The following is a 26,915-nucleotide window of genomic DNA, read 5'->3' on the forward strand; positions in this document are numbered from 1 at the left end:
CCGCACGGCGACCGCCCCGAGTCCCGCGTACCCGCTCAGACCTGGGCGTCGAGCTCCTCGGCGAGGGCGCGCAGGGCGAGCCGGTAGGAGCCGATGCCGAAGCCGGCGATGGTGCCGGTCGCGACGGCGGCCACCACCGAGGTGTGCCGGAACTCCTCGCGGGTGTACGGGTTCGAGATGTGCACCTCGACGAGCGGGGCGGTCCGCTGCGCGGCCGCGTCCCGCATCCCGTACGAGTAGTGCGTGAAGGCGCCTGGGTTGAGCACGACCGGGACGCGCCCGTCGGCCGCCTCGTGCAGCCAGCGGATCATCTCGCCCTCGTCGTTGGTCTCGCGGACCTCGACGTCGAAGCCGAGCGCGGCGCCGAGCTCCCGGCAGGACTCCACGAGCCCCTTGTAGGAGGTCGCGCCGTAGATGTCGGGCTCGCGCGAGCCCAGCCGGCCGAGGTTCGGCCCGTTCAGCACGAGGACGCGCCGCGTTCCGCTCATGCGGAGATCTCCCCGTAGGCGGCGACGAGGACGGCCGGGTCCGGGCCCTCCAGGACGGACGGCTTGGCGAGCCCGTCGAGGACGATGAAGCGCAGCAGGTCGCCGCGGGACTTCTTGTCCACCTTCATCGTCTCCAGGAGCTTGGGCCACTGGTCGCCGCGGTAGGTGAGCGGCAGGCCGACGGACTCCAGGACGGCGCGGTGCCGGTCGGCGGTGGCGTCGTCGAGGCGGCCGGCGAGGCGGCCCAGCTCGGCGGCGAAGGCCATGCCGACGGAGACGGCGGCGCCGTGGCGCCACTTGTACCGCTCGTTCTTCTCGATGGCGTGCGCGAGGGTGTGCCCGTAGTTGAGGATCTCGCGGCGACCGGACTCCTTGAGGTCGCCGGAGACCACGTCGGCCTTCACCTGGATCGAGCGGACGATCAGCTCGGCGGTGTGCGGTCCGGCGGGCGTGCGGGCGGCCTGCGGGTCCTCCTCGATCAGGTCGAGGATCACCGGGTCGGCGATGAAGCCGGCCTTGATGATCTCGGCGAGGCCGCTGACGAAGTCGTGGACGGGCAGCGAGTCCAGGGCGGCGAGGTCGCAGAGGACTCCGGCGGGCGGGTGGAAGGCGCCGACGAGGTTCTTGCCCTCGGCGGTGTTGATGCCGGTCTTGCCGCCGACGGCGGCGTCGACCATGCCGAGGACGGTGGTCGGCACGGCGACCCAGCGGACGCCCCGGAGCCAGGTCGCGGCGACGAAGCCGGCCAGGTCGGTGGTGGCGCCGCCGCCGACGCCGACGATGACGTCGGTGCGGGTGAAGCCGGTCTGACCGAGCGCCTTCCAGCAGTACGCGGCGACCTCGGCGGTCTTCGCCTCCTCGGCGTTCGGCACCTGGATGGCGACGGCCTCGTACCCCTGCTCGGCGAGGTCCTCGCGGAGCGCCTCACCGGTCTCGGCGAGCGCCTCGGGGTGGATGACGGCGACCCGCCTGGCCTTGTCGCCGATGAGGGCGGGCAGTTCGCCGAGCAGCTGCCGGCCGACCAGCACCTCGTACGGATCCGTGCCCGCGCTGCCGCCGACGTGGATGCGGGTGACTTCCTGGTCCGTGGTCATGCGTCCTTCAGCTCCAGTGCGTCGAGGACCGCCTCGGCGACCTCTTCGGGGGTGCGCGCGTCGGTGGCGACCACGACGCGGGCGACTTCTTCGTACAGGTGGCGCCGGGCGTCCATCAGCTCGCGCCACTGCCGGCGCGGATTGACGGCGAGCAGCGGGCGGGCCGCGCCGAGCCCGACCCTTCGCACGGCCTCCTCGACGTCCATCGAGAGGTACGCGACGGGCTGCCCGGCCAGCAGGGCGCGGGTGTCGGCGTCGAGGACCGCGCCGCCGCCGAGGGCGAGGACGCCCCCGTGCTCGGCGACGGCCTTCGCGACGGCGGCCTTCTCCAGGGCGCGGAAGCGCTCCTCGCCGTCCTCGACGAAGATGTCGGAGATCTCGCGGCCCTCGGCGGCGACGATGTCGGCGTCGGTGTCCCGGTAGGGCGCGCCGAGCCGTTCGGCCAGGAGCGCGCCCACCGTGGACTTGCCGGAGCCCATCGGGCCGACGAGGACGACCAGCGGGCCGCCGGTCACCGGATGCGCAGGTTGTCGAGGTACGACTGGACGTTGCGCCGGGTCTCGGGGACCGAGTCGCCACCGAACTTTTCGACGAGGGCGTCGGCGAGGACGAGGGCGACCATGGCCTCGGCGACGATGCCGGCGGCCGGGACGGCGCAGACGTCGGAGCGCTGGTGGTGGGCCGCGGCGGCCTCGCCGGTGGCGACGTCGACGGTGGCGAGAGCGCGGGGGACGGTCGCGATCGGCTTCATGGCGGCGCGGACGCGCAGCAGTTCGCCGGTGGTGAGGCCGCCCTCGGTGCCGCCGGAGCGGCCGGAGGTGCGCTTGATGCCGTCCTCGGTCTTCACGATCTCGTCGTGGGCCTGGGAGCCGGGCACCCGGGCGAGGTCGAAGCCGTCGCCGACCTCGACGCCCTTGATGGCCTGGATGCCCATGAGCGCGGCGGCGAGCCGGGCGTCGAGGCGGCGGTCCCAGTGGACGTGCGAGCCGAGGCCGACGGGCACGCCGTAGGCGAGGACCTCGACGACGCCGCCGAGGGTGTCGCCGTCCTTGTGGGCCTGGTCGATCTCGGCGACCATCGCCTTCGACGCGTCGGCGTCGAGGCAGCGGACCGGGTCGGCGTCGAGCCGCTCGACGTCGCCGGGGACCGGGTAGACGCCGTACGGGGCCTTGGCGGAGGCCAGCTCGACCACGTGGCTGACGATCTCGATGCCGGCGGCCTCCTTGAGGAAGGACCGGGCGACGGCGCCGAGGGCGACGCGGGCGGCGGTCTCGCGGGCGCTGGCGCGCTCCAGGATCGGCCGGGCCTCGTCGAAGCCGTACTTCTGCATGCCGGCGAGGTCGGCGTGGCCGGGGCGGGGCCGGGTGAGCGGCGCGTTGCGGCCGGTCTCCTTCAGCTCCGAGGGGTCGACCGGGTCGGCCGACATGACCTTCTCCCACTTGGGCCACTCGGTGTTGCCGACCATCACGGCGATCGGCGAACCCAGCGAGAGCCCGTGCCGGACGCCGCCGAGGAAGGTGATCTCGTCCTGCTCGAACTTCATGCGGGCGCCGCGCCCATAGCCGAGGCGCCGCCGCGCGAGGTGGTCCGCCACCAGCTCAGTGGTGACCGGGACGCCGGCGGGAAGACCCTCCAGCGTCGCGACCAGCGCGGGTCCGTGGGATTCCCCAGCGGTCAGCCAACGCAACCTGCTCAACGATGCTCCTCATGCTCGCGCCTGGGCACTGCGACGGCAGGACCGGGCGCGCGGCCCTGACCCGCCACCCCCGATCCTCCCACGTCCGGGCCCTGACCTCGGCCTCCGGTCCAGCTATCGGACGCGCGCCTCGTCCTCGTGGACGTCGGCGGTGGTCGCGGGCCTTCCGGCGGACCGTTTCCGCAGCCAGCCGACGAAGCCGTACACCACGGTCAGTGCGAAGAGCGCGAGCACGGTGTACCGCGCCCACGCGGGCAGTGAGCTGAGGAAGCCCACGTACAGAAAGCGCAGCGCGTCGAAGGCGAGGTCCGCCTTCGACGCGAGCGTGATGTCCCCGTCCATCCCCGTTCCCCCTGGGTGTCATGGCACCCCGGGGCGGCCGCGCGGGGTCAGCGCGCGGCGAGCGCGGTCTCGCCGGCGGCGCGCATGGCGGCCAGCGGGGCCTTCGGGGTGCCCGTCATCTGTTCGACCTGGAGCACCGCCTGGTGGACCAGGAGGTCCAGGCCGCCGATGATCTTACCGGCGCGTGCGGACCAGGCGGCGGCGAGCCGGGTGGGCCAGGGATCGTAGAGGACGTCGAAGAGGGTTCCGGGGCGGTCGGGGACCGCGTCCGCCAGCGCGTCCGTGGCGCCCGCCGGGGTGGTGGCGACGACCAGCGGCGCCGCGAGGGCCTCCGCCGCGTCGTCCCAGGCGGCGGTGCGGACGTCGACGCCGAGGCGTTCGCCCCAGCCGCGCATCTCCGCGGCCCGCGCCTCGCCGCGTACGTAGGCGGTGACGGGGCCCGCGCAGACACGGGCCAGCGCGGCGAGCGCGGAGGAGGCCGTGGCGCCCGCGCCGAGGATCGCCGCGGACTCCACCTTCTCGACGCCGCGCTCGCACAGGGCGGCGATCATGCCGGGGATGTCGGTATTGTCGCCGACCCGGCGGCCGTCCTCCCGGAAGACCACCGTGTTCACCGCCTCCACCGAGGCGGCCGTCTCGCTGACCTCGTCGAGCAGCGGGATGATCGCCCGCTTCAGCGGCATGGTCAGCGAGAGCCCCGCCCACGAGCCGTCGAGCTCCGCGACGAAACCGGGCAGCGCCGCCTCGTCGACCTCGAAGCGCTCGTAGGACCAGTCGTCGAGACCGAGCTCCGCGTACGCGGCCCGGTGCAGGACCGGGGAGAGCGAGTGCGCGATCGGCGAACCGAGGACGGCGGCGCGGTGCTGGGTACTCACTGGCCTGACTTCTCTCGTTCCTTCTGGTACTCCGCCACGTTCTCGTTGTGTTCCTTGAGCGTCTTGGAGAACACGGTCTTGTTCTCGTTGATCGACACGAAGTAGTACCACGGGCCGTCCGCCGGAGCGATGGCCGAGTTCAGCGCCTCGAGGCCGGGGTTGCTGATGGGACCGGGGACGAGGCCCTTCACGTCGTACGCGTACGTGTTGTAAGGGTCCACGATCTTGCGCATCTCCTCGACGGTGCCGACGTCGAGGGTGCTCTTGCCGCGGAGGTAGTTGACCGTGGAGTCGAACTCCAGGCGTCCCGCCGTCTCCGCGTTGTCCGGCTGGAGGCGGTTGTAGACGACCCGCGCCACCTTGTCGAAGTCGTGCTTGTACTTGCCCTCGACCTGCACGAGGCTCGCGACCGTCAGCAGTTCCCACGGCCCCTTCAGGCCCTGGGCCGACGCCTTCCCCTCCAGGTCCAGCTTCGTGTACTCCTGGTTGGCGCGGCTGACCATCTTCTTGAGGGCGTCCTCGGGCTTGGAGCCCTTCGCCACCGGGTAGCTCGCGGGGAAGAGGAAGCCCTCCAGGGGGTCCTTGACGTTCTTGTGGTTCTTCGCCCAGTCCGGCAGGCCCAGGGAGTCCGCCTTCGAGACGGCGATCTCCTTGGTGCTGCCGGGGTCGAGGCCGAGGCGGGTGTCGATCTGCTCGTACACCCAGGCGTTGCGCTTGCCCTCGGGGATGATGAGGTTGGCCTGGCTCGCCGGATCCAGCATCAGCGCGACCGCGCTCTCCGCCGACATCTCCTTCTTCAGGGTGTAGGCGCCGGCCTGGATCGAGTTGCCCTTCTCGTTCTTGTTCTGGGCCGCGACGAAGGCGTCGACGCTCTTCACGACGCCGGCCTGTTTGAGGATGTTGCCGATCTCGTTGCCGAAGGCGCCCTTCGGGATCTCGACCTGGACCTCGCCGGTGCCACTGCCCACGTAGTCGGGGGCCTCGCCGAACTGGCCCTGCCAGAACTGGTAGCCGAAGTAGCCGATGCCGCCGACGCCGCCCACGAGGACGGCGGCGACGACGAGGCAGGCCATGCCGTTCTTGCCCTTGCGCTTCCGCTCCTTGCCGCGGCGCTCGCGGTCGCGGGCGTCGCCGCCCCGGCCTCGGCGCGGGGCCGGTTCCTCGTCCTCGTAGGGGCCGTCGTCGTCACCGCCGAAGAAGGGGTGCGACTCCTCCGGCTCCGGCTCGGGCTCCGGTTCCGGGTGGGCGGGCTCGGGCTGCGGCGGCTGCTGCCGGCGGCCGGGCGGCTGCGGCGGCGGGTACGCCTCGGGCGTGCCGTAGAGGTCGGGCTGCCGGCCGCCGTACGGATCGGCGGGCGGGGCGTTGTAGGCCATGGCGGCCTGACCGGTCTCCCAGTTGCCGTCATACACGTGTCCGGGATGCCCGGGCGTGTCGTAGCCCTGCTCCTGGTACGCCTCGTGCCCCGGGGGGCCCTGGTCCCAGCCGGTCTGTCCGTACGCCTGCGGCTGCGCCTGCTGCGGGTCGGCGTACCCCTGCTGCTGGTACTGCTGCTGGTACGCGGCCTGCTGCTGGGCGTACGGGTCGGCCCCGTAGCCCTGCTGGGCGTACGGGTCCTGGTAGGCCTGGTCACCCTGCGCGTACGGCGTCGCCTGGTGCGGCTGCTGGTGGTACTGCTGCTGACCTTCCCACCCCTGGTCCCCGTACAACGGGTCCGTGGGGTGCCACGGTTCGGAGCCAGGGCCCCGGCCATACTCAGTCATCGATCCCCAAACAGCCGCGAGGCTTCCGGACGATCCGCCTCTACGTAGTGCGGCAGCTGTTCGAACACCGCCGCATCGCGCGGAACGTTACCGTATCGCGATCAGATGACCACTTCGACGCCCTCGCCGGGCGGATTACCTGATACCCGTTCGGACTCAAGAGCGTTCTGAAGGATGATCACGGCGGCGGCCTGGTCGATGACGGACCGCCCCTTCTTGGACTTCACGCCCGAGGCCCGCAGCCCCTGGGTGGCCGTCACCGTGGTCATCCGCTCGTCGACCAGACGGACCGGCACCGGGGCGACGCCCTTCGCCATCTCCTTCGCGAAGGCCCGGACCTTGGTGGCCGCGGGGCCCTCCCGCCCGCTGAGCGAGCGGGGCAGGCCCACGACGACCTCGATCGGCTCGTACTCCTCGACGATCTGGCGGAGCCGCCGGTGGGCGGCCGGGACGTCGCGTCCCGGCACGGTCTCCACCGGCGTGGCGAGGACCCCGTCGGGGTCGCACGAGGCGACCCCGATCCGGGCGTCCCCGACGTCGACCGCGATGCGGCGGCCGCGGCGCATCGTCACGCCGTCTCCACCACGAGACGCTCGACGGCGGCGATGGCCTCGCCGACGGCCTCCGGGTTCTGGCCGCCGCCCTGGGCGACGTCCGGCTTGCCGCCGCCACCGCCGCCGAGGGTCTTGGCGGCGGTGCGGACCAGCTCGCCGGCCTTGAGACCGCGCTCGCGGGCGGCCTCGTTGGTGGCGATGACCGTCAGCGGCTTGCCGTTGGCCGTGGTGAAGAGGGCCACGACGGCCGGGCGGTCGGACGGGATGCGGCCGCGCACGTCGAGGACGAGCCTGCGCAGGTCGTCGGCGCCGGTGCCGTCCGGGACCTGGCCGGTGACCAGGGCGAGGCCGCGGATGTCCCTGGCGGAGTCGACCAGGCCGGCGGCGGCCTGGAGGACCTTCTCCGCGCGGAACTTCTCGATCTCCTTCTCGGCGTCCTTCAGCTTGCCGAGCATGGAGGAGATCTTCTCCGGCAGCTCCTCCGGGCGGCCCTTGACCAGCTCCTGGAGCTGGGCGACGACCGTGTGCTCCTTGGCGAGGAAGTTGTACGCGTCGACGCCGACCAGGGCCTCGATGCGGCGCACGCCGGAGCCGATGGAGGACTCGCCGAGCAGCTTCACCAGACCCAGCTGGGCGGTGTTGTGGACGTGCGTGCCGCCGCACAGCTCCTTGGAGAAGTCGCCGATGGTGACGACGCGGACCTGCTCGCCGTACTTCTCGCCGAACTCGGCGATGGCGCCCTGGCGCTTGGCCTCGTCGATCGGCATGACCTCGGCGTGGACCTCCAGCTCGCGCGCGAGGACCTCGTTGATCTTCTGCTCGACGTCCATGAGGACCGTGCCGGGGACGGCGTTCGGCGAACCGAAGTCGAAGCGGAAGCGGCCGGGCTGGTTCTCGGAACCGGCCTGGGCGGCCGTCGGGCCGAGGGCGTCGCGCAGCGCCTGGTGGGTGAGGTGGGTGGCCGAGTGGGCGCGGGCGATGGCCCGGCGGCGGCGCACGTCGATCGTGGCGTAGGCGGTGGAGCCCACGGTCACCTCGCCGACCTGGACCGAGCCCTTGTGCACCGAGACGCCCGGGACGGGCTGTTGTACGTCGCGGACCTCGATCACGGCGCCGGAGTGCAGCCGGATGCGGCCCTGGTCGGCGATCTGGCCGCCGCCCTCGGCGTAGAAGGGAGTGCGGTCGAGGACGACCTCGATCTCGTCGCCCTCGGAGGCGGCCGGGGACGGGACGCCGTTCACCAGGAGGCCGACGACCGTGGACTCGCCCTCGGTGTTGGTGTAGCCGGTGAACTGGGTGGCGCCGGAGGTGTCGGCGATCTCGCGGTAGGCGGAGACGTCGGCGTGACCGGTCTTCTTGGCCTTGGCGTCGGCCTTGGCCCGGTCCCGCTGCTCCTGCATCAGGCGGCGGAAGCCGGCCTCGTCCACGGAGAGGCCCTGCTCGGCGGCCATCTCCAGGGTGAGGTCGATCGGGAAGCCCCAGGTGTCGTGGAGCAGGAAGGCCTTCTCGCCGGCGAGGACCGTGCCGCCGGCGGCCTTGGTCTCGGTGACGGCCGTGTCGAGGATGTTCGTGCCGCCCTTGAGGGCCTTCAGGAACGCGGCCTCCTCGGCGAGGGCGACCGTCTCGATGCGCTTGCGGTCGGTCTCCAGCTCCGGGTACTGCTCGCCCATGGTCCTGATGACCGTGTCGACGAGCTCGCCGACGACCGGGCCGGTGGCGCCGAGCAGGCGCATGTTGCGGACGGCGCGGCGCATGATGCGGCGGAGCACGTAGCCGCGGCCCTCGTTGCCCGGGGTGACGCCGTCGCCGATGAGCATGACCGAGGTGCGCATGTGGTCGGCGACCACGCGCAGCGAGACGTCGCTGTCCTTGGCCTTGCCGTAGGCGACGCCGGTGAGCTCGGTGGCCTTGTCGATGACGACCTTGAGGGTGTCCGTCTCGTACATGTTCTGGACGCCCTGGAGGATCATCGCCAGGCGCTCCAGGCCGAGGCCCGTGTCGATGTTCTTCGACGGCAGCTCGCCGAGGATCGGGAAGTCCTCCTTGCCGGAGCCCTCGCCGCGCTCGTACTGCATGAAGACGAGGTTCCAGATCTCCACGTACCGCTCGTCGTTGACGGCCGGGCCGCCCTCGACGCCGAACTCGGGGCCGCGGTCGTAGTTGATCTCGGAGCAGGGGCCGCAGGGGCCGGGGACGCCCATCGACCAGTAGTTGTCCTTCTTGCCGAGGCGCTGGATGCGCTCGGCGGGGACGCCGACGACGTCGCGCCAGATGCGCTCGGCCTCGTCGTCCTCCAGATAGACGGTGATCCAGAGCTTCTCCGGCTCGAGCCCGTAGCCGCCGTGCTCGACCGGGGTGGTCAGCAGCTCCCAGGCGAGCTTGATGGCGCCTTCCTTGAAGTAGTCGCCGAAGGAGAAGTTGCCGCACATCTGGAAGAACGTGCCGTGGCGGGTGGTCTTGCCGACCTCTTCGATGTCGGGCGTGCGGACGCACTTCTGCACGCTGGAGGCGCGCGTGAAGGGCGGCTTGACCTCCCCCAGGAAGTAGGGCTTGAAGGGCACCATGCCGGCGGGGACGAGCAGCAGAGTCGGGTCGTCCGCGATGAGCGACGCCGAAGGGACGACGGTGTGCCCGCGCTCCTCGAAGAAGCTCAGCCAGCGGCGGCGGATTTCAGCCGACTCCATCAGTGGTCCTCATTCCGGTTGTACGAGATCGTGCGCGACGAAAACGTGGTCGTGGTCTTGTGCGGGGTGGGGCCGAGGGCGGCCCGGCGGCGGGGCTCGGGGAGCTCCCGGTCCGCGGGAGGCGCTGCGTCGAGGCCGAGTGCCTCGCCCAGTTCGGCCTCCCGCTGGACCATGCCCGCCCTCACGTCGAGGGCGAAGTCCTTGAGCCGGTGGCCCGCCTCGACCGCCTTGTTCGCGGCCTGTGCCGCGAGGCTCTCGGGGGTCAGCTGCTGGATCTTGCGGTTGACCTTGGTGGTGGCCCAGACGCCGGCGGCTGCGCCGGCCGTGAACCAGAACGTACGGCGGAACATCGCGGCTATCGGCCCTTCTGCTTCCGGCGCCGTGCGACCGGCACGGTACGGCCGACGATCACAGTACGGCGCCCGGCGGCGGGCGCCCCCTCCCCGCGGTCCCGGTCGCGGCCGAGCGCCTTGCGGACCCCGTAGCCGAAGGCGGCGACCTTGACGAGCGGGCCCCCGAAGGTGGAGGCGACGGTCGTCGAGAGCGCGGAGGCGTTGGCGGTGACCTCCTGGACGTCCGAGGCGATGGCGTCGACCCGGTCCAGCTGGGTCTGCGCCGAGCGGACCGTCGCCGACGCGTCGGCGAGCAGCGGCACGGCCTGTTCGGTCACCTCGGCCACGAGCCGGGTGGTCGCCCTGAGCGTCTGCGCCAGCCTCCCCAGCACCACGGCGAGGAAGGAGACGAGGATCGCCCAGAACACGGCCACCAGGATCCCGGCAACCTCTCCACCGGTCACTCCGCACCGCTCTCTGCTGTCGTCATCGGTCGTTGGGGTCCTGCGAAAAGTCGTTCCCCGAGCCTATCGCGCCGGGGCTGGGACGCCGTACCGCATTAGCGCCCGCGTTGCCGTCCCCCGCACGGGAGGCGTGCGATCGGATTGTACGGAGCGCGCGCGGATGAGTACGCTCCGTGTCCCATGCGACGCAGCAACCTGCCGGCGGAGCTCAACCGGTTCGTGGGCCGCACCGGGGAGCGGGCCGAACTGGCCGCGCTCCTGGCCGAGTCACGTCTCGTCACCGTCCTCGGCGTGGGCGGGGTGGGCAAGACCCGACTCGCCCTGAAGACCGCCGCCGAGGTGCAGAAACGCTACGGCGACGAGGTCCGGCTCGCGGAGCTGGCGCCGCTGCGCGATCCCGGGCTCGTCGAGCACGCCCTGATCGAGGCGCTCGGCCTCACCGACCACACGCGTCGCGCGCCCCGCGAGGTGCTGGGGGAGCACCTCGCCGAGCGCCGGCTGCTCCTCGTCCTCGACGGCTTCGAGCACCTGGTGGAGGCCTGCGCCCCGCTCGTCCACGAGCTGCTCACGGCGGCTCCGGGGCTGACCGTGCTGGCCGCCGGGCGCCGGCCGCTGCGGCTGCCGGGCGAGGCGGTGCTGAGGCTGGCGCCGATGACCGAGCCGGACGCCCTCGCCCTGCTCACCGCCCGGGCGGCCGGGGCCGGCGCGCCCGTCCTCGACGCCGACGCGTCGGCGCGGGAACTGTGCCGACGGCTCGACGGGATCCCGCTCGCCCTCGAACTGGCCGCCGGCCGGCTGCCGCTGCTCTCCGTGGAACAGCTGCTGGCTCGGCTCGACGACCGCTTCCGGCTGCTCGACGGCGGGTGCGGGGCCCTCCCCCGCCACCAGACGCTGCGCACCGCGATCGGCTGGAGCCACGAACTGTGCACGCCGGAGGAGCGACTGCTGTGGGCGCGCCTCTCGGTCTTCGCCGGCCCCTTCGACCTGGAGGCCGTGGAGTACGTGTGCGGGGGCCCGGACCTGCCGCAGGACGGGATCCTCGACCTGCTGGGCGGGCTGCTCGCACAGTCGCTGGTGACCCGGGAGGACACGGCGGCGGGCCCGGGCTACCGGATGCTCGACACGGTGGCGGCGTACGGGGCGGAGTGGCTGGCGCAGCTCGGGGACACCGAGCGGATGCGGCGGCGGCACCGGGACTGGTACATGGGCCTGGCGACCTGGTGCGAGCTGGAGTGGTTCAGCCCCCGGCAGGCGGAGGTGGCGGCGCGGACGGCGGCGGCGCTGCCGAACCTGCGGGCGGCGCTCGACCTGTGCCTGGAGCTGCCGGAGGACGCGCACCTGGCCCAGCACCTGGCGGGGACGCTCTGGTTCGCGTGGGTGGGGTGCGGGCGGCTCGCGGAGGGGCGGCACTGGCTCGACCGGGCGCTGGCCCTGGAGTCGGGGCACGAGGAGGCGCGGCTGAAGGCGCTGTGGGTGCTCGGCCACGTGGCGGTCCTGCAGGGCGACGCGACGGCGGCGGTGGCGGCGCTGCACTCCTGCCGGGAGCGGGCGCGGGCCTCGCGGAACCGGCTGGCGGAGGCGTACGCGACACACCGGATGGGCTGTCTGGCGCTGCTCACGGACGACTTCCCGCGCGCCGAGGAGCTGCTGGGCCGGGCGCTCGACGCGTACGGCGAGCTGGGCGAGCTGAACAGCAACGTGCTGATGGGCCGGGTGGAGCTGGCGATGGCGCGGGCCTTCCGGGGCGATCTGGAGGGCGCGACGGCGATCTGCCGGGAGGTGCGGGAGGTCTGCGAGGAGCGCGGGGAGCGGTGGACGCGGGCGTACGCGCTCTATGTGCTCGCGTACTCGGCGTGGACGCGGGACGCACTGGCGCAGGCGCGGGAACTGCTCGTGGAGTGCGTGACGATCAACCACCTCTTCCGCGACCTGGTGGGCGTGGTCCTCGCCGTGGAGCTGCTCGCGCTGGTGACGGTGAGCGAGGGCGACGCGGTGGAGGCCGCGGTGCTCCAGGGGGCGGCGCTGCCGGTGTGGGACGCGGTGGGGATCCAGCTCTTCGGCTCCGTCTCCTTCGACGGGCCGCGGGCGCTGTGCGCGGGGCGGGCGGTGGAGGAGCTGGGGGCGGAGCGGTACGAGGAGGCGCTGCGGTTCGGCCAGGGGCTGTCCCTGGACGAGACGGTGGAGCGGGCGCTCGCGGACCGGCGGCCGGGAGGGGAGGGCGGGCGGCCCGAGGAGGAGGCGGCGCGGCGGCCGTTCCGCTCCGCGCGTCCGCCGGTGGTGCCGGGAACGCGGAAGCCCGCCGGCTCCCCCACCGGCAAGGGCGGGGAAGCGGCGGGCTGAACACCGCGGGGGTGAGTCCTGCGCGCTGCCGAAATCAGCGGGCGTAGTACTCGACGACCAGCTGCTCGTCGCAGATGACCGGGATCTCCTTGCGGTTCGGCTCGCGGTCCAGGCGGAAGGCCAGGGCCTTCAGGTTGACCTGGAGGTAGCGCGGGGTCTCGCCGTCGGGGGCGAAGCCACCCTCGCGGGCGACCTGGAACAGGGTCTTCGCGCGGGACTTCTCGCGGACCATCACGACGTCGTCGGGACGGACGCGGAAGGACGGCTTGTCGACCTTGCCGCCGTTGACCTGGATGTGGCCGTGGACGACCATCTGACGGGCCTGGTAGATGGTGCGGGCGATGCCCGAACGCAGGACCAGGGCGTCGAGGCGGCGCTCGAGCTCGACGACCAGCGCCTCGCCCGTCTTGCCCTCGGCCTTCTTGGCGCGGTCGTAGGCGCGCGCCATCTGGCGCTCGCTGATGTCGTACTGGGCACGCAGACGCTGCTTCTCGAGCAGACGGACCTTGTAGTCCGAGTTCTGCTTGCGGCCGCGGCCGTGCTCGCCCGGCGGGTAGGGGCGGGCCTCGAAGTACTTGACGGCCTTCGGCGTCAGCGCGATGCCGAGGGCACGCGACTTCTTGACCTTGGGGCGGGCCTGGTTCGCCATGAACCAACCTCTCTATCTGAACGAATACGGCTTCACCAGTGGTTAGGGAGGTCGCAATCCGCAGCCGGAAAAACCCTCCGGGTCCGCGAGGGACCCGTCGGGCAGCCGCTTCCCGGTCTGGGCACGTACGTGCAGCACGCGAACGACCCACCGCCGGTCCCGGGAACCCGGGGGGTGGTGGGTGGCACGCGACACCTTCGAGGTGCGCGACACTCCTGGAGACCCCGCCCGGGGGCCGGGTCTCCTGCTGATCGTCCCGCTCTGGTGGCGCCGGCCTGGGGCCGGACACGGGACGCAGCGATCCCGACCAGTGTACCGGCTCCCCGGAGTGCCGCCGCCCGGGGTCCCGGGCCGGCCCGGCCGTCGGTCAGCCGTCGCCCTTCAGGCGCCCGCGGACCTTCTCGACCACGTCCGCGTAGCGGGCCTCGGCGCCGTAGCGGGTGGGCTCGTAGTACCGCTTGCCGTGCAGGGCGTCGGGGGCGTACTGCTGGGCGGCGATCGCGCCGGGCACGTCGTGCGGGTAGACGTACCCCTGGGCGTGGCCGAGCTTGGCGGCGCCCTTGTAGTGGCCGTCGCGGAGGTGGGCCGGTACGGGTCCCGCGAGGCCGTTCCTGACGTCCTCGCGGGCGGCGGAGATCGCGGTCGTCGCGGCGTTGGACTTGGGGGCCAGCGCCAGGGCGATGGTGGCGTGGCTGAGGGTGAGGGCGGCCTCCGGGAAGCCGATCATGGCGACGGCCTGGGCGGCGGCGACGGCGAGCGGCAGGGCCTGCGGGTCGGCGAGGCCGATGTCCTCGCTGGCGGAGATCATCAGGCGGCGGGCGATGAAGCGGGGGTCCTCCCCCGCCTCGATCATGCGGGCGAGGTAGTGCAGCGCCGCGTCCACGTCGGAGCCGCGGATGGACTTGATGAGGGCGCTGGCGACGTCGTAGTGCTGGTCGCCGTCCCGGTCGTACGTCACGGCCGCCCGGTCGACGGCCTCCTCCACGGTCCGCAGGGTGATCTCCCGCTCGCCCTTGGCGAGGGCGCCGCCGGCGGCGGCCTCCAGGGCGGTGAGGGCGCGCCGGGCGTCGCCGCCGGCGATCCGCAGCAGGTGGGCGCGGGCGTCGTCCTGGAGCTCCACGGCGCCGCCGAGGCCGCGCTCCTCGGTGACGGCCCGGTCCATGAGGCCGCTGAGGTCCTCGTCGGTGAGCGGTTCCAGGGTGAGGAGCAGGGAGCGGGAGAGGAGCGGGGAGATCACCGAGAAGTAGGGGTTCTCGGTGGTGGCGGCGATGAGGGTGACCCAGCGGTTCTCGACGGCGGGGAGCAGGGAGTCCTGCTGCGCCTTGGAGAAGCGGTGGATCTCGTCGAGGAAGAGGACGGTCTCCTTGCCGTAGCCGCCGGAGGCGCGGCGGGCGCCGTCGATGACGGCCCGGACCTCCTTGACGCCGGCGGTGATCGCGGAGAGCTCGACGAAGCGCTTGTCGGTGGCTTTGGAGACCACGTACGCGAGGGTGGTCTTGCCGATGCCCGGCGGGCCCCAGAGGATCACCGAGGAGGCGCCGGCGGGGCCTCCGCTCTCCCCGACGAGCCGCCGCAGCGGCGAGCCGGGCTTGAGAAGGTGCCGCTGGCCCACCACCTCGTCGAGGGTGCGGGGGCGCATCCGGACCGCCAGCGGGCTGCTGGACGGGTCCTTCTCCTGGCGCTCTTCGGCGGCTGCGGTGAAAAGGTCGGGCTCCACGTCCATGAAGCCTAGGTCACGCCACCGACAAGCCGGGGGCCGCCGGTCAGCTCGTCCAGAAGTCCCACCAGCGGGTCAGGATCAGCATGCCGATGATCCCGATGTGCAGGACGGGCAGGACCCAGGTGAACTCGGCGAAGAAGGTCCGCAGGCCGGCCGGGGCGGGGACGACGCCCGCGCGGACGTTGTGCGAGGTCACGTACCAGAACATGACGATGGTGGCGACCCAGGCGAGGCAGCACCAGAGGCACAGCGAGTTGATCTCGTACAGGGACTGCTGCATGAGCCAGGTGCAGAAGCCGACGCCGAAGAGGGTGCCGGCGTTGAGGCCGAGCCAGTACCAGCGGCGGTGGCGGGCGCCCGCGAGGAGGCCGGCGCCGATGGCGATCACCATGCCGTAGGTGACCAGGCCGAGCATGGGGTTGGGGAAGCCGAAGACCGAGGCCTGCTCGCTCTTCATGATGTTCCCGCAGGAAACGATGGGGTTGAGGCTGCACCCGGGGACGAAGTTCGGGTCCTCCAGGAGCTTGAACTTGTCGAGGGTGATGACCCAGGCGGCGAGGAGCCCGGCCGCTCCGGTGATCACCAGGAGCCAGGCGAGGCCCTTGCTCGCGCCGATGGTCCCCGGCGTCCCCGTCGTCTCCGTAGCGGCTTCTCTCATCTGTCCTTTTCCCTCGCTCGCGGGCCCGGCGGCCCCCGCCATTCTGCAACAAGGCGTACGCCATCGGGCGTTCGCGGGGCATAAGGAAGGGCCCGGCCGCACGCGGCGGACCGGGCCCTTCCCCCCGGGTGCGGGCGTCAGCCGAGCAGGTCCCGGACGGCGTCCAGGACGCCGTCGAGGGCGACCGCGCGCTGTTCGCCGGACCCCATGTCCTTGACCTGGACCACGCCCTCGGCGAGGTCGCGCTCGCCGGCGACCAGGGCGATCCGGGCGCCGGAGCGGTTGGCGTCCTTCATGGCCCCCTTGAGGCCCTTGCCGCCGAAGGAGAAGTCGGCGGCGATGCCGGCCCGGCGCAGCTCGGTGACCTTGCCGAAGAGGACGCGGCGGGCCTCCTCGCCGATCGCCACGGCGAAGACGCTGGTGGCGGCCGGAAGGTCCAGCTCGACGCCCTCCGCCTCCAGGGCGAGGACGGTCCGGTCGACGCCTAGCGCCCAGCCGACGGACGGCAGCGAGGGGCCGCCGATCATCTCGGAGAGGCCGTCGTAGCGGCCGCCGCCGCCGACGGCGGACTGGGAGCCGAGGCCGTCGTGGACGAACTCGAAGGTGGTCCGGGTGTAGTAGTCGAGGCCGCGGACCAGCTTCGGGTCGTCCTCGAAGACCACGCCGGCGGCGGTGATCAGCTCGCGGACCTGCTCGTGGTACGCCTTGCAGGCGTCGCACAGGTAGTCGCGGAGCAGCGGCGCGTCGACGAGCTGCTTCTGCACGTCCGCGCGCTTGTCGTCGAGGACCCGCAGCGGGTTGATCTCGGCGCGGCGCAGCGTCTCCTCGTCGAGGTCGAGACCGCGCAGGAAGGTCTGCAGGGCCTCGCGGTAGACGGGGCGGCACTCCTTGTCGCCGAGCGAGTTCAGCAGGATGCGGTACTGGCGCAGGCCGAGGGAGCGGTAGGCCTGGTCGGCCAGGATGATCAGCTCGGCGTCGAGCGCCGGGTCCTCGGCGCCGATCGCCTCGGCGCCGACCTGCGAGAAGTGGCGGTAGCGGCCGGCCTGGGCGCGCTCGTACCGGTAGTAGGAGCCGGAGTACCAGAGCTTGACCGGCAGGTTGCCCTGCTTGTGGAGGTTGGCCTGGAGGGCCGCGCGGAGCACGGAGGCGGTGCCCTCGGGGCGCAGGGCGAGCTGGTCGCCGCCCTTCGTGGTGAGGGTGTACATCTCCTTGGTGACGATGTCGGTGGACTCGCCGACGCCGCGGGCGAAGAGGTTCACGTCCTCGAAGCCGGGGGTCTCGACGTAGCCGTAGCCGGCGTTCCTCGCCTGGGTGGAGATGGCGTCCCGGACCGCCAGGAAGACGGCGGAGCGCGGGGGGATCAGGTCGTACGTGCCCTTGGGGGCCTGAAAGGTGCTCACGGAGGTTCTCGTCACATTCCTCGTCGGGGAGCGTCCGTGCTCCCGAGGCCGGAGGCCACCTGCCGCAGGTACGGGTTGGTGGCGCGCTCCTGGCCGATGGTCGTCTGGGGACCGTGGCCGGACAGGACGACGGTCGAGTTGTCGAGCGGCAGGACCACGCGGGTCAGCGACGCGAGCATCTCGTCCATGTCACCGCCGGGCAGGTCGGTGCGTCCGATGGAGCCGGCGAACAGCAGGTCGCCGGAGAAGAGGACGGAGGGGATCTCCGTCGTCTCCGGCGTCCGGAAGGTCACCGACCCCTTGGTATGACCGGGCGCGTGCGCGACGGAGAACTCCATGCCGGCGAGCTTCAGCCCGGCGCCGTCGGTGAGCTCGTGCACGTCGTCCGGCTCGCCCACGGTCAGCTCGCCCATGAGCGGCATCCCGATGGAGCGGCCGAGGGCGCGCTCCGGGTCGCTCATCATGTACCGGTCGGCGGGGTGGATCCACGCGGGTACGTCGTGGGCGCCGCAGACCGGGACGACGGAGGCGACGTGGTCGATGTGGCCGTGGGTGAGGACCACCGCGACGGGCTTGAGCCGATGCTTCTTCAGCGTCTCCTCGACTCCCTGGGCGGCCTGGTGGCCCGGGTCGACGATGACGCACTCCTCGCCTGCGGCGGGGGCGACCACGTAGCAGTTGGTGCCCCAGGCCCCGGCGGGGAACCCGGCAATCAGCACGATCGTCCTTCTGTGTCGTCCGGCAGATGACTGCGGCCTTGCGGAATGCAGCAGATCAGAGCCTACCGGCGCTGCGTATTCCACAGCCAACCCGTATACGGTACGGGCACATCCGGCCAGGACAGGAACACACGACCGACAAGGAGCGGACCCGGTGGTCACCAGCGATCAGCGGCGGCGGCAGCTCGCCAGGGACAAGTACGCGCGCCAGCAGCAGCGACGGGCGGAGGCGCAGCGCAAGGCCAAACGCCGCAACACCGTGATCGCGGCCTCCCTCGCGGTGGTGCTCGCCGCGGGCGGAGCGGTGTACGCCTCGGTGCAGTTCCTGGGGGACGACTCCAAGAACACCGAGGCGGAGGCCCCGAGCGGCGAGCCGAAGATGGGCATCGAGGCCAAGGGCTCCTACGCCATGGCCCTGAAGACCAACGAGGGCGACATCACGATCACCATGGACGCGGCGAAGACCCCGCGCACGGTGAACTCCTTCAAGCACCTCGCCGACAAGAAGTACTTCGACGGCACCAAGTGCCACCGGCTCACCACCGCCGGGATCTTCGTCCTCCAGTGCGGCGACCCGGAGGGCACCGGCATGGGCGGCCCCGGCTACACCATCCCGGACGAGAACCTCGACGCCCTGGGCAAGGCCGGCGCCGACGGCAAGGTCACGTACAAGGCCGGCACGGTCGCCATGGCCAACACGGGGCAGCCGGGCACCGGCGGCTCGCAGTTCTTCCTCGTCTACAAGGACTCGAAGCTGCCGCCGCAGTACACCCCCTTCGGCACGATCGACGCGGCGGGTCTGGCGGCGGTGCAGAAGGTCGGCGCCGCGGGTGCCGAGGGCGGCCAGGGCGACGGGGCCCCGAAGAAGCCGGTCACCATCGAGAAGGCGACCGTCTCCGCGAAGTGACGCCGGGGGCCCGGAGCGACGGCGGCCCGGACGTCCGCACCCGCGTCACCGTGGAATTTCGGTGGCGCCGAGTGCGGACAGCCGGGCCGCCGTTCGCCTAGATTGGCGTTGTGCGGCGCGGTCCGATCGTCGGACGCGCGGCGGAAGGCGGGCGAGGCCCGCCCAGGAACTGTGGACGATGCCCGGGGGTCACCACCCCGACGAGGGCATCATGGTGAGGAGGCGCTGTGAGCAGCGACCCGTGGGGCCGTGTCGACGAGACGGGCACCGTGTACGTGCGGACGGCCGAGGGTGAGAAGGTCGTCGGATCCTGGCAGGCGGGCACCCCCGAGGAGGCGCTGGCCTACTTCGAGCGCAAGTACGAGGGCCTGGTTGTCGAGATCGGCCTCCTCGAGAAGCGGGTGAAGACCACCGACCTCTCGGCGAAGGACGCCCAGACGGCGATCGAGCACATCCGGCAGCAGATCGACGAGCACCACGCCGTCGGCGACCTGGCCGCGCTCTCCGCCCGTCTGGACAAGCTCGTGGCGTCGGTGGACTCGCGCCGCGAGGAGCGCAAGGCGCAGAAGGCCAAGCAGGCCGACGAGGCCCGCGCCGCCAAGGAGGCCCTGGTCACCGAGGCCGAGGAGCTGGCGCAGAGCGAGCAGTGGCGGGTCGCCGGCGAGCGGCTGCGGGCGCTCGTGGACACCTGGAAGGGCCTGCCCCGGCTCGACCGGAAGTCCGACGACGAGCTGTGGCACCGCTTCTCGCACGCCCGCTCGGCCTTCTCCAAGCGCCGCAAGGCCCACTTCGCCCAGCTCGACGCGCAGCGCGAGGAGGCCCGCAAGACCAAGGAGCGCCTGGTCGCCGAGGCCGAGGCGCTGCAGAACTCGACCGACTGGGGCGCGACCGCGGCCCGCTACCGCGAGCTCATGGCCGACTGGAAGGCCGCGGGGCGCGCGCAGCGCGAGCACGAGGACGACCTGTGGAACCGCTTCCGCGGCGCCCAGGACGTCTTCTTCGCGGCCCGGTCCGGGGTCTTCGCCGAGCGGGACGCGGAGCAGACCGAGAACCTGGCGCTGAAGGAGGAGCTCGCCGGCGAGGCCGAGAAGCTGCTGCCGGTGACGGACCTGAAGGCCGCCCGTGCCGCCTTCCGCGCGCTCAACGAGCGCTGGGAGGCCATCGGCCACGTGCCGCGCGACGCCCGCCCGAAGGTGGAGGGCCGGATGCAGGCGGTGGAGCGGGCGATCCAGGAGGCCGAGGAGGCCGAGTGGCGCCGCACCAACCCGGAGGCACGCGCGCGTGCCGCGGGTCTCACCGGTCAGCTCCAGGACGCCGTCGAGAAGCTGCGCAAGCAGATCGACGCGGCCCGGGCGGCGGGCAACGACGCCAAGGCCGACAAGCTCGCCAAGGAGCTGGAGGGCCGCCAGGCCCTGCTCGACCAGGCCCTGAAGGGCCTGGAGGAGTTCGGCGGTTGATCCCGTAGGAGCAGCGGTACGAGGAAGGGCCCCCGGCGCGTGCCGGGGGCCCTTCCCGTGTGCGTACCGGGGTGCGGCTACGGGCGCCGCGCGCTGGTCACGCGGTAGACGTCGTACACGCCCTCGACGCCCCGGACCGCCTTGAGGACGTGCCCCAGGTGCTTGGGGTCGCCCATCTCGAAGGTGAAGCGGGAGGTGGCCACCCGGTCGCGGGAGGTCTGGACGGCCGCCGAGAGGATGTTGACGTGCTGGTCCGAGAGGACCCGCGTGACGTCCGAGAGGAGCCGGGAGCGGTCCAGCGCCTCGACCTGGATGGCGACCAGGAAGACCGAGGACTGGGTCGGGGCCCACTCGACCTCCAGGATCCGCTCCGGCTCCCGGGACAGCGAGTCGACGTTGACGCAGTCGCTGCGGTGGACCGAGACGCCGCTGCCACGGGTGACGAAACCGATGATCGGGTCGCCGGGCACCGGGGTGCAGCAGCGGGCGAGCTTGACCCACACGTCCTCGACGCCCTTGACGACCACGCCCGGGTCGGCGTTGGAGCGCCGCTTGGAGCGGCCTCGGGCCGGCGGGGCCGTCTCGTCGATGTCCTCGGTGGCGGCCTCCTCGCCGCCGAGCGCCTGCACCAGCTTCTGCACGATGGACTGGGCCGTGACGTGGCCCTCGCCGATCGCCGCGTACAGCGAGGAGATGTCGGTGTAGCGCAGCTCGTGGGCGAGGGTGACGAGGGAGTCGCCGGTGAGGATCCGCTGGATCGGCAGGTTCTGCTTGCGCATGGCCCGCGCGATGGCGTCCTTGCCCTGCTCGATGGCCTCGTCGCGGCGCTCCTTGGAGAACCAGGCGCGGATCTTGTTGCGGGCACGCGGGGACTTGACGAAGCCGAGCCAGTCGCGGGAGGGGCCGGCACCGGGCGCCTTGGAGGTGAAGACCTCGACGAGGTCGCCGTTGTCGAGGGTGGACTCGAGCGGCACGAGGCGGCCGTTGACCCGGGCCCCTATGGTGCGGTGCCCGACCTCGGTGTGGACGGCGTAGGAGAAGTCGACGGGGGTGGCGCCGGCGGGCAGCGCGATGACGTCGCCCTTGGGCGTGAAGACGAAGACCTCGTTGCGCGAGAGGTCGAAGCGGAGGGACTCCAGGAACTCGCCCGGGTCCTCGGTCTCCTTCTGCCAGTCGAGCAGCTGGCGCAGCCACGCCATGTCGTTGAGGTGGTCGTCCTTGCCCGCGTTCTTCGGCACGTCGGTGCGGACCTTGGAGGCGCCGGCGACGGCCTCCTGCTTGTACTTCCAGTGCGCGGCGATGCCGTACTCGGCGCGGCGGTGCATGTCGAAGGTGCGGATCTGCAGCTCGACCGGCTTGCCGTTGGGACCGATGACCGTCGTGTGCAGCGACTGGTACATGTTGAACTTCGGCATCGCGATGTAGTCCTTGAACCGGCCGGGGACCGGGTTCCATCGCGCGTGGACGGTGCCGAGGGCCGCGTAGCAGTCGCGGACGGTGTCCACGAGGACGCGGATGCCGACCAGGTCGTAGATCTCCGCGAAGTCACGGCCGCGGACGATCATCTTCTGGTAGACGCTGTAGTAGTGCTTGGGGCGGCCGGTGACGGTCGCCTTGATGCGGGCGGCGCGCAGGTCGGTCTGGACCTCGTCGGTCACTATCGCGAGGTACTCGTCCCGCTTGGGGGCGCGCTCGGCGACGAGCCGGACGATCTCGTCGTACATCTTGGGGTAGAGGATCGCGAAGGCGAGGTCCTCCAGCTCCCACTTGATGGTGTTCATGCCCAGCCGGTGGGCCAGCGGGGCGTAGATCTCCAGGGTCTCGCGGGCCTTCTTCTCCTGCTTCTCCCGCTTGAGGTAGCGCATGGTGCGCATGTTGTGCAGGCGGTCGGCGAGCTTGATGACGAGGACCCGGGGGTCCTTGGCCATGGCGACGACCATCTTGCGGACGGTCTCGGCCTGCGCGGCCTCGCCGAACCGGACCTTGTCGAGCTTGGTGACGCCGTCGACGAGGAGGGTGACCTGGTCGCCGAAGTCGCGGCGCAGGTCCTCCAGGCCGTACTCGGTGTCCTCGACGGTGTCGTGCAGGAGGCCGGCCATCAGCGTCGCCGGGTCCATGCCGAGCTCGGCGAGGATGGTGGTGACGGCGAGCGGGTGGGTGATGTACGGGTCGCCGCTCTTGCGCTTCTGGCCGCGGTGCCAGCGCTCCGCGACCTGGTAGGCCCGCTCGATCTGGCGCAAAGTGGCCGTTTCGATCTTCGGATCGTTGGAGCGGACGATCCGCAGCAGGGGTTCGAGGACCGGGTTGTACGGCGACGAGCGCTGCACCCCGAGCCGGGCGAGGCGGGCGCGCACCCGGTTGGAGGACCCGCCGGAGCGGGTGGGCGCGGAGTTCGGCGCGGGAGCGGGCGCAGCAGGCTTCGGCCTGGTCTCCGCGGGCTTGTCCTGGGGCGTGCCGGTCCCCTGCGCGGCCTGGTGGGCCTGGGGGTCGGGCTGCGCGGCGGAGAGTGACTGGGCCTCGTCTGGCAAAGAGCGCTCCTCTGGAGTCTCCCCGGACGGCGTCTGGGGGAGGTTCCGGGTCCCCCGGTCAGGCCCGGAAAGGCCATCGTATCGAGCCACGGGGCCCCGTGCTCACGCGCCCGGGTGACGGACCGGGGCCGGGAACCGCTTCTCCGGCCCCTTCCGCGAACGTACCGGGGCAAACGCCGGGGGCGCCCCGGGAATTCCCGGGGCGCCCCTGGGCCGGAACCCGATGGATCCGACGCGGCCGCTTCTCAGACGGTGATCAGCGCGGTGAGCGGAGCGCCCTTGAGGGCGGGTTCCAGGCGGGCGCGGCCCGGGAGGAAGCCCAGTTCCATGAGGACCGCGACGCCGGCGACCTCGGCGCCGGCGCGGCGGATCAGCTCGATGGAGGCCTCGGCGGTGCCGCCGGTGGCGAGGACGTCGTCGATGACCATGACGCGGTCACCCGCGGCCAGGTCCTCGGCGTGCACCTCGATCTCGGCGGTGCCGTACTCCAGCTCGTACGCCTGCCGGAGCGTGGCCCCGGGGAGCTTGCCGGCCTTGCGGACCGGGACGAAGCCCAGGCCCGCGCGGACGGCGACCGGTGCCGCGAGGATGAAGCCGCGGGCCTCCAGGCCGACGATCTTCGTCGCGCCGTGCGCGGAGCACAGGGCGGCGAGGGCGTCGGTGAGGGCCGTGAACGCCTCCGGGTCCGCGAGCAGCGGCGTGATGTCCTTGAACAGCACGCCCGGCTTCGGGTAGTCGGGGACGTCGCGGATCCGGCTGAGCAGCAGGCCGGTCACGTCCTGGGCCTCGGCGGTCATCCTCGGCGCTCCTCGGCGCGGCCCCGGCGGGCGGCGGTGCGCGGTCCGACGACCGCGGCCTCGCCCGCGTCGGTGCCGTCGTCCAGGCCGTCCTCGCCGCGGTCGGCGGCGGAGGCGCGCTTGGCGAGGACGCGCTTCCTCAGCGCCTTCATCGCCGGCTCGCGCTCCTTGAGGTCGGCGACGAGCGGGGTGGCGATGAAGATCGAGGAGTAGGCACCGGCGGCCAGACCCACGAAGAGCGACAGCGAGATGTCGTTCAGCATGCCGGCGCCGAGGACGCCGCCGCCGATGAAGAGCAGGCCGGCGACGGGCAGCAGCGCCACCACGGTGGTGTTGATGGAACGGACCAGGGTGCCGTTGATCGAGCGGTTGGCCATGTCGCTGTAGGTGAAGCGGGTCTGCTTCGTGATGTCCTTCGTCTGCTCCTTGAGGGAGTCGAAGACGACGACGGTGTCGTACAGCGAGTAACCGAGGATGGTCAGCAGACCGATCACCGTGCCGACCGTGACCTCGAAGCCGACCAGCGAGTAGATGCCCACCGTGATCGTGAGGTCGTGGATCAGCGCGATCAGCGCCGCGACGGCCATTCTCCATTCGAAGGCGATGGCCAGGTAGATCACCACGAGGATCATGAAGACGCCGAGGCCGGTCCACGCCTTGTTGGCGATCTGCTCGCCCCAGCTGGGGCCGACCAGCTCGGCGGCGATCTTGTCCTCGGGGAGGTTGAGGTCCTTGGCCAGCTCGGTGCGGACCTGGTCGGACTGCTCGGTGTCGAGACCGCCGACCTGGATGCGCAGGGAGCCGTTGCCGAGCTGCTGGACGATCGCGTCGTGGCCGGAGGCCTCTTCCGCGTACTCGGTGGCCTGGCTGACGGTGACGTCCGTCTTCGGGGTGGTGAAGACGGCGCCGCCCTGGAACTCGATGCCCATGTTGAGGCCGCGGACGGCCAGGGCGACGATGGCCGTGATGGTGATCAGGATGGACAGGCCGTACCAGATCTTGCGGTTGCCGATGAAGTCGTAACCGACCTCACCGCGGTGGAGCCGGGCGCCGAGATCTCCGAGCTTCGACATCTCACGCCTCCTTCGGGTCGACGGGGGCGGTCGTACGGCGGGTGCGGCGCAGCGGCGGCTTGGCGCCGAGGCTCTTCGGGTCCAGGCCGGACAGCTTGTGGCCGTCGCCGAAGAACTTCGTGCGGGCGAGCAGGGTCATCACCGGCTTGGTGAAGAGGAACACCACGACGACGTCGAGCAGGGTGGTCAGGCCGAGCGTGAACGCGAAGCCCTGGACCTTGCCGACGGTGACGATGAAGAGCACCGCGGCGGCGAGGAACGACACGAAGTCGGAGACCAGGATGGTGCGGCGGGCGCGCGGCCAGGCGCGCTCGACGGCCGGACGCAGGGTGCGGCCCTCGCGGATCTCGTCGCGGATGCGCTCGAAGTACACGATGAACGAGTCCGCGGTGATGCCGATGGCGACGATGGCGCCGCAGACGGCCGGCAGGTTCAGCGCGAAGCCGATGGCCGGGCCGAGCAGGGCCATGATCACGTAGGTGAGCAGGGCGGAGACGCCGAGGCTGAGGATCGCGATGAACGACAGGCCGCGGTAGTAGACCACCAGGTAGATGACGACCAGGGCGAGGCCGATGGCGCCGGCGATGAGACCGGCCTCCAGCTGCTCGCCGCCGAGGGCGGCGGTGACGGTGTCGACGCTCTGGGTGTCGAAGGTCAGCGGGAGCGCACCGTAGGACAGGATGTTCCCGAGGTCCTGGGCGGACTGCTGGTTGAAGTTGCCGGAGATCTCCGCACTGGCGCTGAGCGTCTGGCGGACCGAGGGCGCCGAGACGACATTGCCGTCGAGGACGATCGCGAAGCGGTTCTGCGGATCGGCCTGCTGCGAAAGCTTGCCGGTGATCGACTGGAACTTCTTCGAGCCCGCTTCGGTGAAGTCCATGGTCACGATCCACATGCCACGCTGTTGGTCGAGGACGCCCTTGGCGTCGTCGACGTCACGGCCCTCGACCTCGGCCGGACCGAGCAGGTACTTCGACCAGACTCCGGGGGCGTCCTCGCCACAGGCCACGGTGGACTCGCTGGGCTTGACTCCCTGGCCCACGGCGGCTCGCGCCTTCGGGTCGAGGCAGTTCAGCGTGGCGAACTTCTCCTGGAGCGCGGCGGTGGCGGCGTCCGCCGACGGGGTCGCCTGCGGGGTGCCGCTCGCCTTCGGGGTCTCACTCGCCTTCGGCGCGCCGGAGGCGGAGCCGGTGGGCGTGGGCGTGCCCGTCGCGTTCGGGGCCTTGAGGGCCTCGGAGAGCGCACGGCCCTGGGTGGAAGCGGTGGCGCTGGGCGTGGCCGACTTCTTGTCGCTCGCGGACGAGGAGGGCTTCGGCGCAGTGGAGCCGCTCGCGGTGGGCGCCGGCTCGGGCGTGGCGGCAGCGACAGCGAGAACGGGCCGGAAGTAGAGCTGGGCGGTGGTGCCGACCTGCTCGCGGGCCTGCTTCTCGTTCGTCCCCTTGGGGATGTTGACGATGATGTTCTCGCGGCCCTGCGTCTGGACCTCGGCCTCGGAGACGCCGAGACCGTTGACACGGCGCTCGATGATGCCGACCGCCGTGTTCATGTTGGTCTCGTTGACCGCGGACTCCTGGCCGGGCTCCGCCTTGGCCTTGAGCGTGATCGACGTGCCGCCGGCGAGGTCGATGCCGAGGCGCGGGGTGGTGTGCCCCGACCAGAACATGCCGCCGGTGAGCGCGACCATGGCGATCAGAATGAGCGCCAGGGCGCGGCCGGGCCGGCTCTGTCCCCCCGCCGGCCTTCGACCCTTCTTCGGTGCTGCCACCTGTCGTTTCTCCCTGTCCAAACCGTCCGGGCGCCGGGTGGGCGCACGGAGGCCACGAAGTGTGTGTGGGGACCATCCCCCGCAGACGTCGGACCGTGTCCGGCCGCGGCCGCGCCGGTGGGCGTGGGGCCGCGGTGCCGGATGCGGCTTACTTCGCCTCGGTCTCGCCGTCGGCCTTGCCGTCCTTCTCGACCTCGGCCGTGTCCGACTTCTTCGTCAGGTCGGCCTTGGGCGCCTCGTCGGCGGCCTCGGTCAGCGAGGAGGCGTCGTCCGGGACGACGGTCTCGGAGTCGTCGGCGACGTCCTCGTCGGTGTCGCCGTGGACGATCCGGTTGTACTCGGAGTCGTCGAGGACCGCGCCGATGGCGTTCTTCGCGTAGACGGCGTGGACGCCGGGCGCGACCTCGAGCAGGACGGTCTCGTCCTGGATCTCCTTGACGGTGGCGTACATTCCCCCGATCGTGCGTACGCCGGTGCCGGGCTGCATCTGGTTGCGCATCTCCGCCGCCTGCTGCTGCTTCTTCTTGGCCGAGCGGGTCATCAGGAACATCGCCCCGATGAGCACGATGAACGGGAGGAGCATGCCGATGTTATTCACGGGACGGAAATCCTT

General features: G+C 71.8%; 24 protein-coding genes. 3 read left to right on the plus strand and 21 right to left on the minus strand.

The window, feature by feature from the left end:
- Window positions 1–35 precede the first annotated feature (35 nt).
- The 11 genes from aroQ to IE245_RS19790 form a co-directional block, all read right to left on the minus strand.
- On the minus strand, window positions 36–488 hold the full coding sequence (aroQ, locus tag IE245_RS19740) for a type II 3-dehydroquinate dehydratase (protein ID WP_189949401.1): 453 nt from the start codon (window positions 486–488) through the stop codon (window positions 36–38).
- Window positions 485–1,582 carry a 3-dehydroquinate synthase gene (gene aroB / locus IE245_RS19745; RefSeq protein WP_189949403.1) on the minus strand — a complete coding sequence of 366 codons (1,098 nt, stop codon included), beginning with the start codon at window positions 1,580–1,582 and terminating at the stop codon, window positions 485–487. The genes aroQ and aroB overlap by 4 nt, the downstream gene beginning before the upstream one ends.
- The gene (locus IE245_RS19750) at window positions 1,579–2,097 is read right to left on the minus strand and encodes a shikimate kinase (RefSeq protein ID WP_189949405.1); all 519 of its coding nucleotides are present in this window, start codon (window positions 2,095–2,097) and stop codon (window positions 1,579–1,581) included. The genes aroB and IE245_RS19750 overlap by 4 nt, the downstream gene beginning before the upstream one ends.
- On the minus strand, window positions 2,094–3,278 hold the full coding sequence (gene aroC / locus IE245_RS19755; protein ID WP_189949407.1) for a chorismate synthase: 1,185 nt from the start codon (window positions 3,276–3,278) through the stop codon (window positions 2,094–2,096). Before aroC ends, IE245_RS19750 begins: the two co-directional genes overlap by 4 nt.
- A 114-nt stretch (window positions 3,279–3,392) precedes the next feature.
- Complete coding sequence (locus tag IE245_RS19760) at window positions 3,393–3,620, minus strand: hypothetical protein (RefSeq protein WP_189949409.1); 228 nt, start codon at window positions 3,618–3,620, stop codon at window positions 3,393–3,395.
- A gap of 47 nt (window positions 3,621–3,667) precedes the next feature.
- Window positions 3,668–4,495, minus strand: coding sequence for a shikimate dehydrogenase (locus IE245_RS19765; protein ID WP_189949411.1), 828 nt, complete (start codon window positions 4,493–4,495; stop codon window positions 3,668–3,670).
- The gene (mltG, locus tag IE245_RS19770) at window positions 4,492–6,255 is read right to left on the minus strand and encodes an endolytic transglycosylase MltG (RefSeq protein ID WP_189949413.1); all 1,764 of its coding nucleotides are present in this window, start codon (window positions 6,253–6,255) and stop codon (window positions 4,492–4,494) included. The genes IE245_RS19765 and mltG overlap by 4 nt, the downstream gene beginning before the upstream one ends.
- Before the next feature lie 101 nt (window positions 6,256–6,356).
- Window positions 6,357–6,821 carry a Holliday junction resolvase RuvX gene (ruvX, locus tag IE245_RS19775; RefSeq protein WP_063766091.1) on the minus strand — a complete coding sequence of 155 codons (465 nt, stop codon included), beginning with the start codon at window positions 6,819–6,821 and terminating at the stop codon, window positions 6,357–6,359.
- Window positions 6,822–6,823: 2 nt separating this feature from the next.
- Window positions 6,824–9,493 (minus strand): alanine--tRNA ligase, encoded by a 2,670-nt coding sequence (gene alaS, locus IE245_RS19780; protein WP_189949415.1) that lies wholly within the window; start codon window positions 9,491–9,493, stop codon window positions 6,824–6,826.
- Window positions 9,493–9,843, minus strand: coding sequence for a DUF6167 family protein (locus IE245_RS19785; RefSeq protein WP_189949417.1), 351 nt, complete (start codon window positions 9,841–9,843; stop codon window positions 9,493–9,495). Before IE245_RS19785 ends, alaS begins: the two co-directional genes overlap by 1 nt.
- A gap of 5 nt (window positions 9,844–9,848) precedes the next feature.
- Complete coding sequence (locus IE245_RS19790; RefSeq protein ID WP_189949419.1) at window positions 9,849–10,289, minus strand: DUF948 domain-containing protein; 441 nt, start codon at window positions 10,287–10,289, stop codon at window positions 9,849–9,851.
- A 180-nt stretch (window positions 10,290–10,469) separates the two neighbouring features.
- On the opposite strand from IE245_RS19790, the gene IE245_RS19795 reads away from it, so the two are divergent.
- The gene (locus tag IE245_RS19795; RefSeq protein ID WP_189949421.1) at window positions 10,470–12,629 is read left to right on the plus strand and encodes an ATP-binding protein; all 2,160 of its coding nucleotides are present in this window, start codon (window positions 10,470–10,472) and stop codon (window positions 12,627–12,629) included.
- A gap of 34 nt (window positions 12,630–12,663) precedes the next feature.
- On the opposite strand, the gene rpsD is transcribed toward IE245_RS19795, so the two are convergent.
- The 5 genes from rpsD to IE245_RS19820 all read right to left on the minus strand — a co-directional run bounded on the left by rpsD (window position 12,664) and on the right by IE245_RS19820 (window position 17,775).
- The gene (rpsD, locus tag IE245_RS19800; protein WP_030745475.1) at window positions 12,664–13,278 is read right to left on the minus strand and encodes a 30S ribosomal protein S4; all 615 of its coding nucleotides are present in this window, start codon (window positions 13,276–13,278) and stop codon (window positions 12,664–12,666) included.
- A gap of 367 nt (window positions 13,279–13,645) precedes the next feature.
- Window positions 13,646–14,995, minus strand: coding sequence for a replication-associated recombination protein A (locus tag IE245_RS19805; RefSeq protein WP_189949423.1), 1,350 nt, complete (start codon window positions 14,993–14,995; stop codon window positions 13,646–13,648).
- A 46-nt stretch (window positions 14,996–15,041) separates the two neighbouring features.
- Window positions 15,042–15,656: a vitamin K epoxide reductase family protein gene (locus tag IE245_RS19810; protein ID WP_189949425.1), complete on the minus strand. Its 615-nt coding sequence runs from the start codon at window positions 15,654–15,656 to the stop codon at window positions 15,042–15,044.
- A gap of 137 nt (window positions 15,657–15,793) precedes the next feature.
- Window positions 15,794–17,056: a histidine--tRNA ligase gene (hisS, locus tag IE245_RS19815; protein ID WP_189949427.1), complete on the minus strand. Its 1,263-nt coding sequence runs from the start codon at window positions 17,054–17,056 to the stop codon at window positions 15,794–15,796.
- Window positions 17,057–17,067: 11 nt separating this feature from the next.
- Window positions 17,068–17,775: an MBL fold metallo-hydrolase gene (locus tag IE245_RS19820; protein WP_189949430.1), complete on the minus strand. Its 708-nt coding sequence runs from the start codon at window positions 17,773–17,775 to the stop codon at window positions 17,068–17,070.
- 154 nt (window positions 17,776–17,929) lie between these two features.
- On the opposite strand from IE245_RS19820, the gene IE245_RS19825 reads away from it, so the two are divergent.
- Window positions 17,930–18,682: a peptidylprolyl isomerase gene (locus IE245_RS19825; RefSeq protein WP_189949432.1), complete on the plus strand. Its 753-nt coding sequence runs from the start codon at window positions 17,930–17,932 to the stop codon at window positions 18,680–18,682.
- A 227-nt stretch (window positions 18,683–18,909) separates the two neighbouring features.
- Window positions 18,910–20,139, plus strand: coding sequence for a DUF349 domain-containing protein (locus IE245_RS19830; RefSeq protein ID WP_189949435.1), 1,230 nt, complete (start codon window positions 18,910–18,912; stop codon window positions 20,137–20,139).
- 77 nt (window positions 20,140–20,216) lie between these two features.
- On the opposite strand, the gene IE245_RS19835 is transcribed toward IE245_RS19830, so the two are convergent.
- The 5 genes from IE245_RS19835 to yajC form a co-directional block, all read right to left on the minus strand.
- Window positions 20,217–22,667, minus strand: a complete 2,451-nt coding sequence (locus IE245_RS19835; protein WP_189949437.1) for a RelA/SpoT family protein — start codon at window positions 22,665–22,667, stop codon at window positions 20,217–20,219.
- 245 nt (window positions 22,668–22,912) lie between these two features.
- Window positions 22,913–23,464: an adenine phosphoribosyltransferase gene (locus IE245_RS19840; RefSeq protein WP_189949439.1), complete on the minus strand. Its 552-nt coding sequence runs from the start codon at window positions 23,462–23,464 to the stop codon at window positions 22,913–22,915.
- Window positions 23,461–24,537, minus strand: coding sequence for a protein translocase subunit SecF (secF, locus tag IE245_RS19845; RefSeq protein WP_189949442.1), 1,077 nt, complete (start codon window positions 24,535–24,537; stop codon window positions 23,461–23,463). Before secF ends, IE245_RS19840 begins: the two co-directional genes overlap by 4 nt.
- A 1-nt stretch (window position 24,538) precedes the next feature.
- Entirely contained in the window at window positions 24,539–26,302 is a 1,764-nt protein-coding gene (gene secD / locus IE245_RS19850; RefSeq protein ID WP_189949443.1) for a protein translocase subunit SecD, read from the minus strand.
- 148 nt (window positions 26,303–26,450) lie between these two features.
- Window positions 26,451–26,885, minus strand: coding sequence for a preprotein translocase subunit YajC (gene yajC / locus IE245_RS19855; RefSeq protein WP_189949678.1), 435 nt, complete (start codon window positions 26,883–26,885; stop codon window positions 26,451–26,453).
- Window positions 26,886–26,915 lie beyond the last annotated feature (30 nt).

Origin of the sequence: Streptomyces roseolus, assembly GCF_014649855.1 — a bacterium.
GTDB lineage: Bacteria > Actinomycetota > Actinomycetes > Streptomycetales > Streptomycetaceae > Streptomyces > Streptomyces roseolus.

Coding starts and splice junctions, on each gene's coding strand:
- aroQ (WP_189949401.1), bottom strand. CDS start 488: ATGAGCGGAACGCGGCGCGTCCTCGTGCTGAACGGGCCGAACCTCGGC.
- aroB (WP_189949403.1), bottom strand. CDS start 1,582: ATGACCACGGACCAGGAAGTCACCCGCATCCACGTCGGCGGCAGCGCG.
- IE245_RS19760 (WP_189949409.1), bottom strand. CDS start 3,620: ATGGACGGGGACATCACGCTCGCGTCGAAGGCGGACCTCGCCTTCGAC.
- mltG (WP_189949413.1), bottom strand. CDS start 6,255: ATGACTGAGTATGGCCGGGGCCCTGGCTCCGAACCGTGGCACCCCACG.
- ruvX (WP_063766091.1), bottom strand. CDS start 6,821: ATGCGCCGCGGCCGCCGCATCGCGGTCGACGTCGGGGACGCCCGGATC.
- alaS (WP_189949415.1), bottom strand. CDS start 9,493: ATGGAGTCGGCTGAAATCCGCCGCCGCTGGCTGAGCTTCTTCGAGGAG.
- IE245_RS19785 (WP_189949417.1), bottom strand. CDS start 9,843: ATGTTCCGCCGTACGTTCTGGTTCACGGCCGGCGCAGCCGCCGGCGTC.
- IE245_RS19795 (WP_189949421.1), top strand. CDS start 10,470: ATGCGACGCAGCAACCTGCCGGCGGAGCTCAACCGGTTCGTGGGCCGC.
- rpsD (WP_030745475.1), bottom strand. CDS start 13,278: ATGGCGAACCAGGCCCGCCCCAAGGTCAAGAAGTCGCGTGCCCTCGGC.
- IE245_RS19810 (WP_189949425.1), bottom strand. CDS start 15,656: ATGAGAGAAGCCGCTACGGAGACGACGGGGACGCCGGGGACCATCGGC.
- IE245_RS19840 (WP_189949439.1), bottom strand. CDS start 23,464: ATGACCGCCGAGGCCCAGGACGTGACCGGCCTGCTGCTCAGCCGGATC.
- secF (WP_189949442.1), bottom strand. CDS start 24,537: ATGTCGAAGCTCGGAGATCTCGGCGCCCGGCTCCACCGCGGTGAGGTC.
- yajC (WP_189949678.1), bottom strand. CDS start 26,885: ATGCTCCTCCCGTTCATCGTGCTCATCGGGGCGATGTTCCTGATGACC.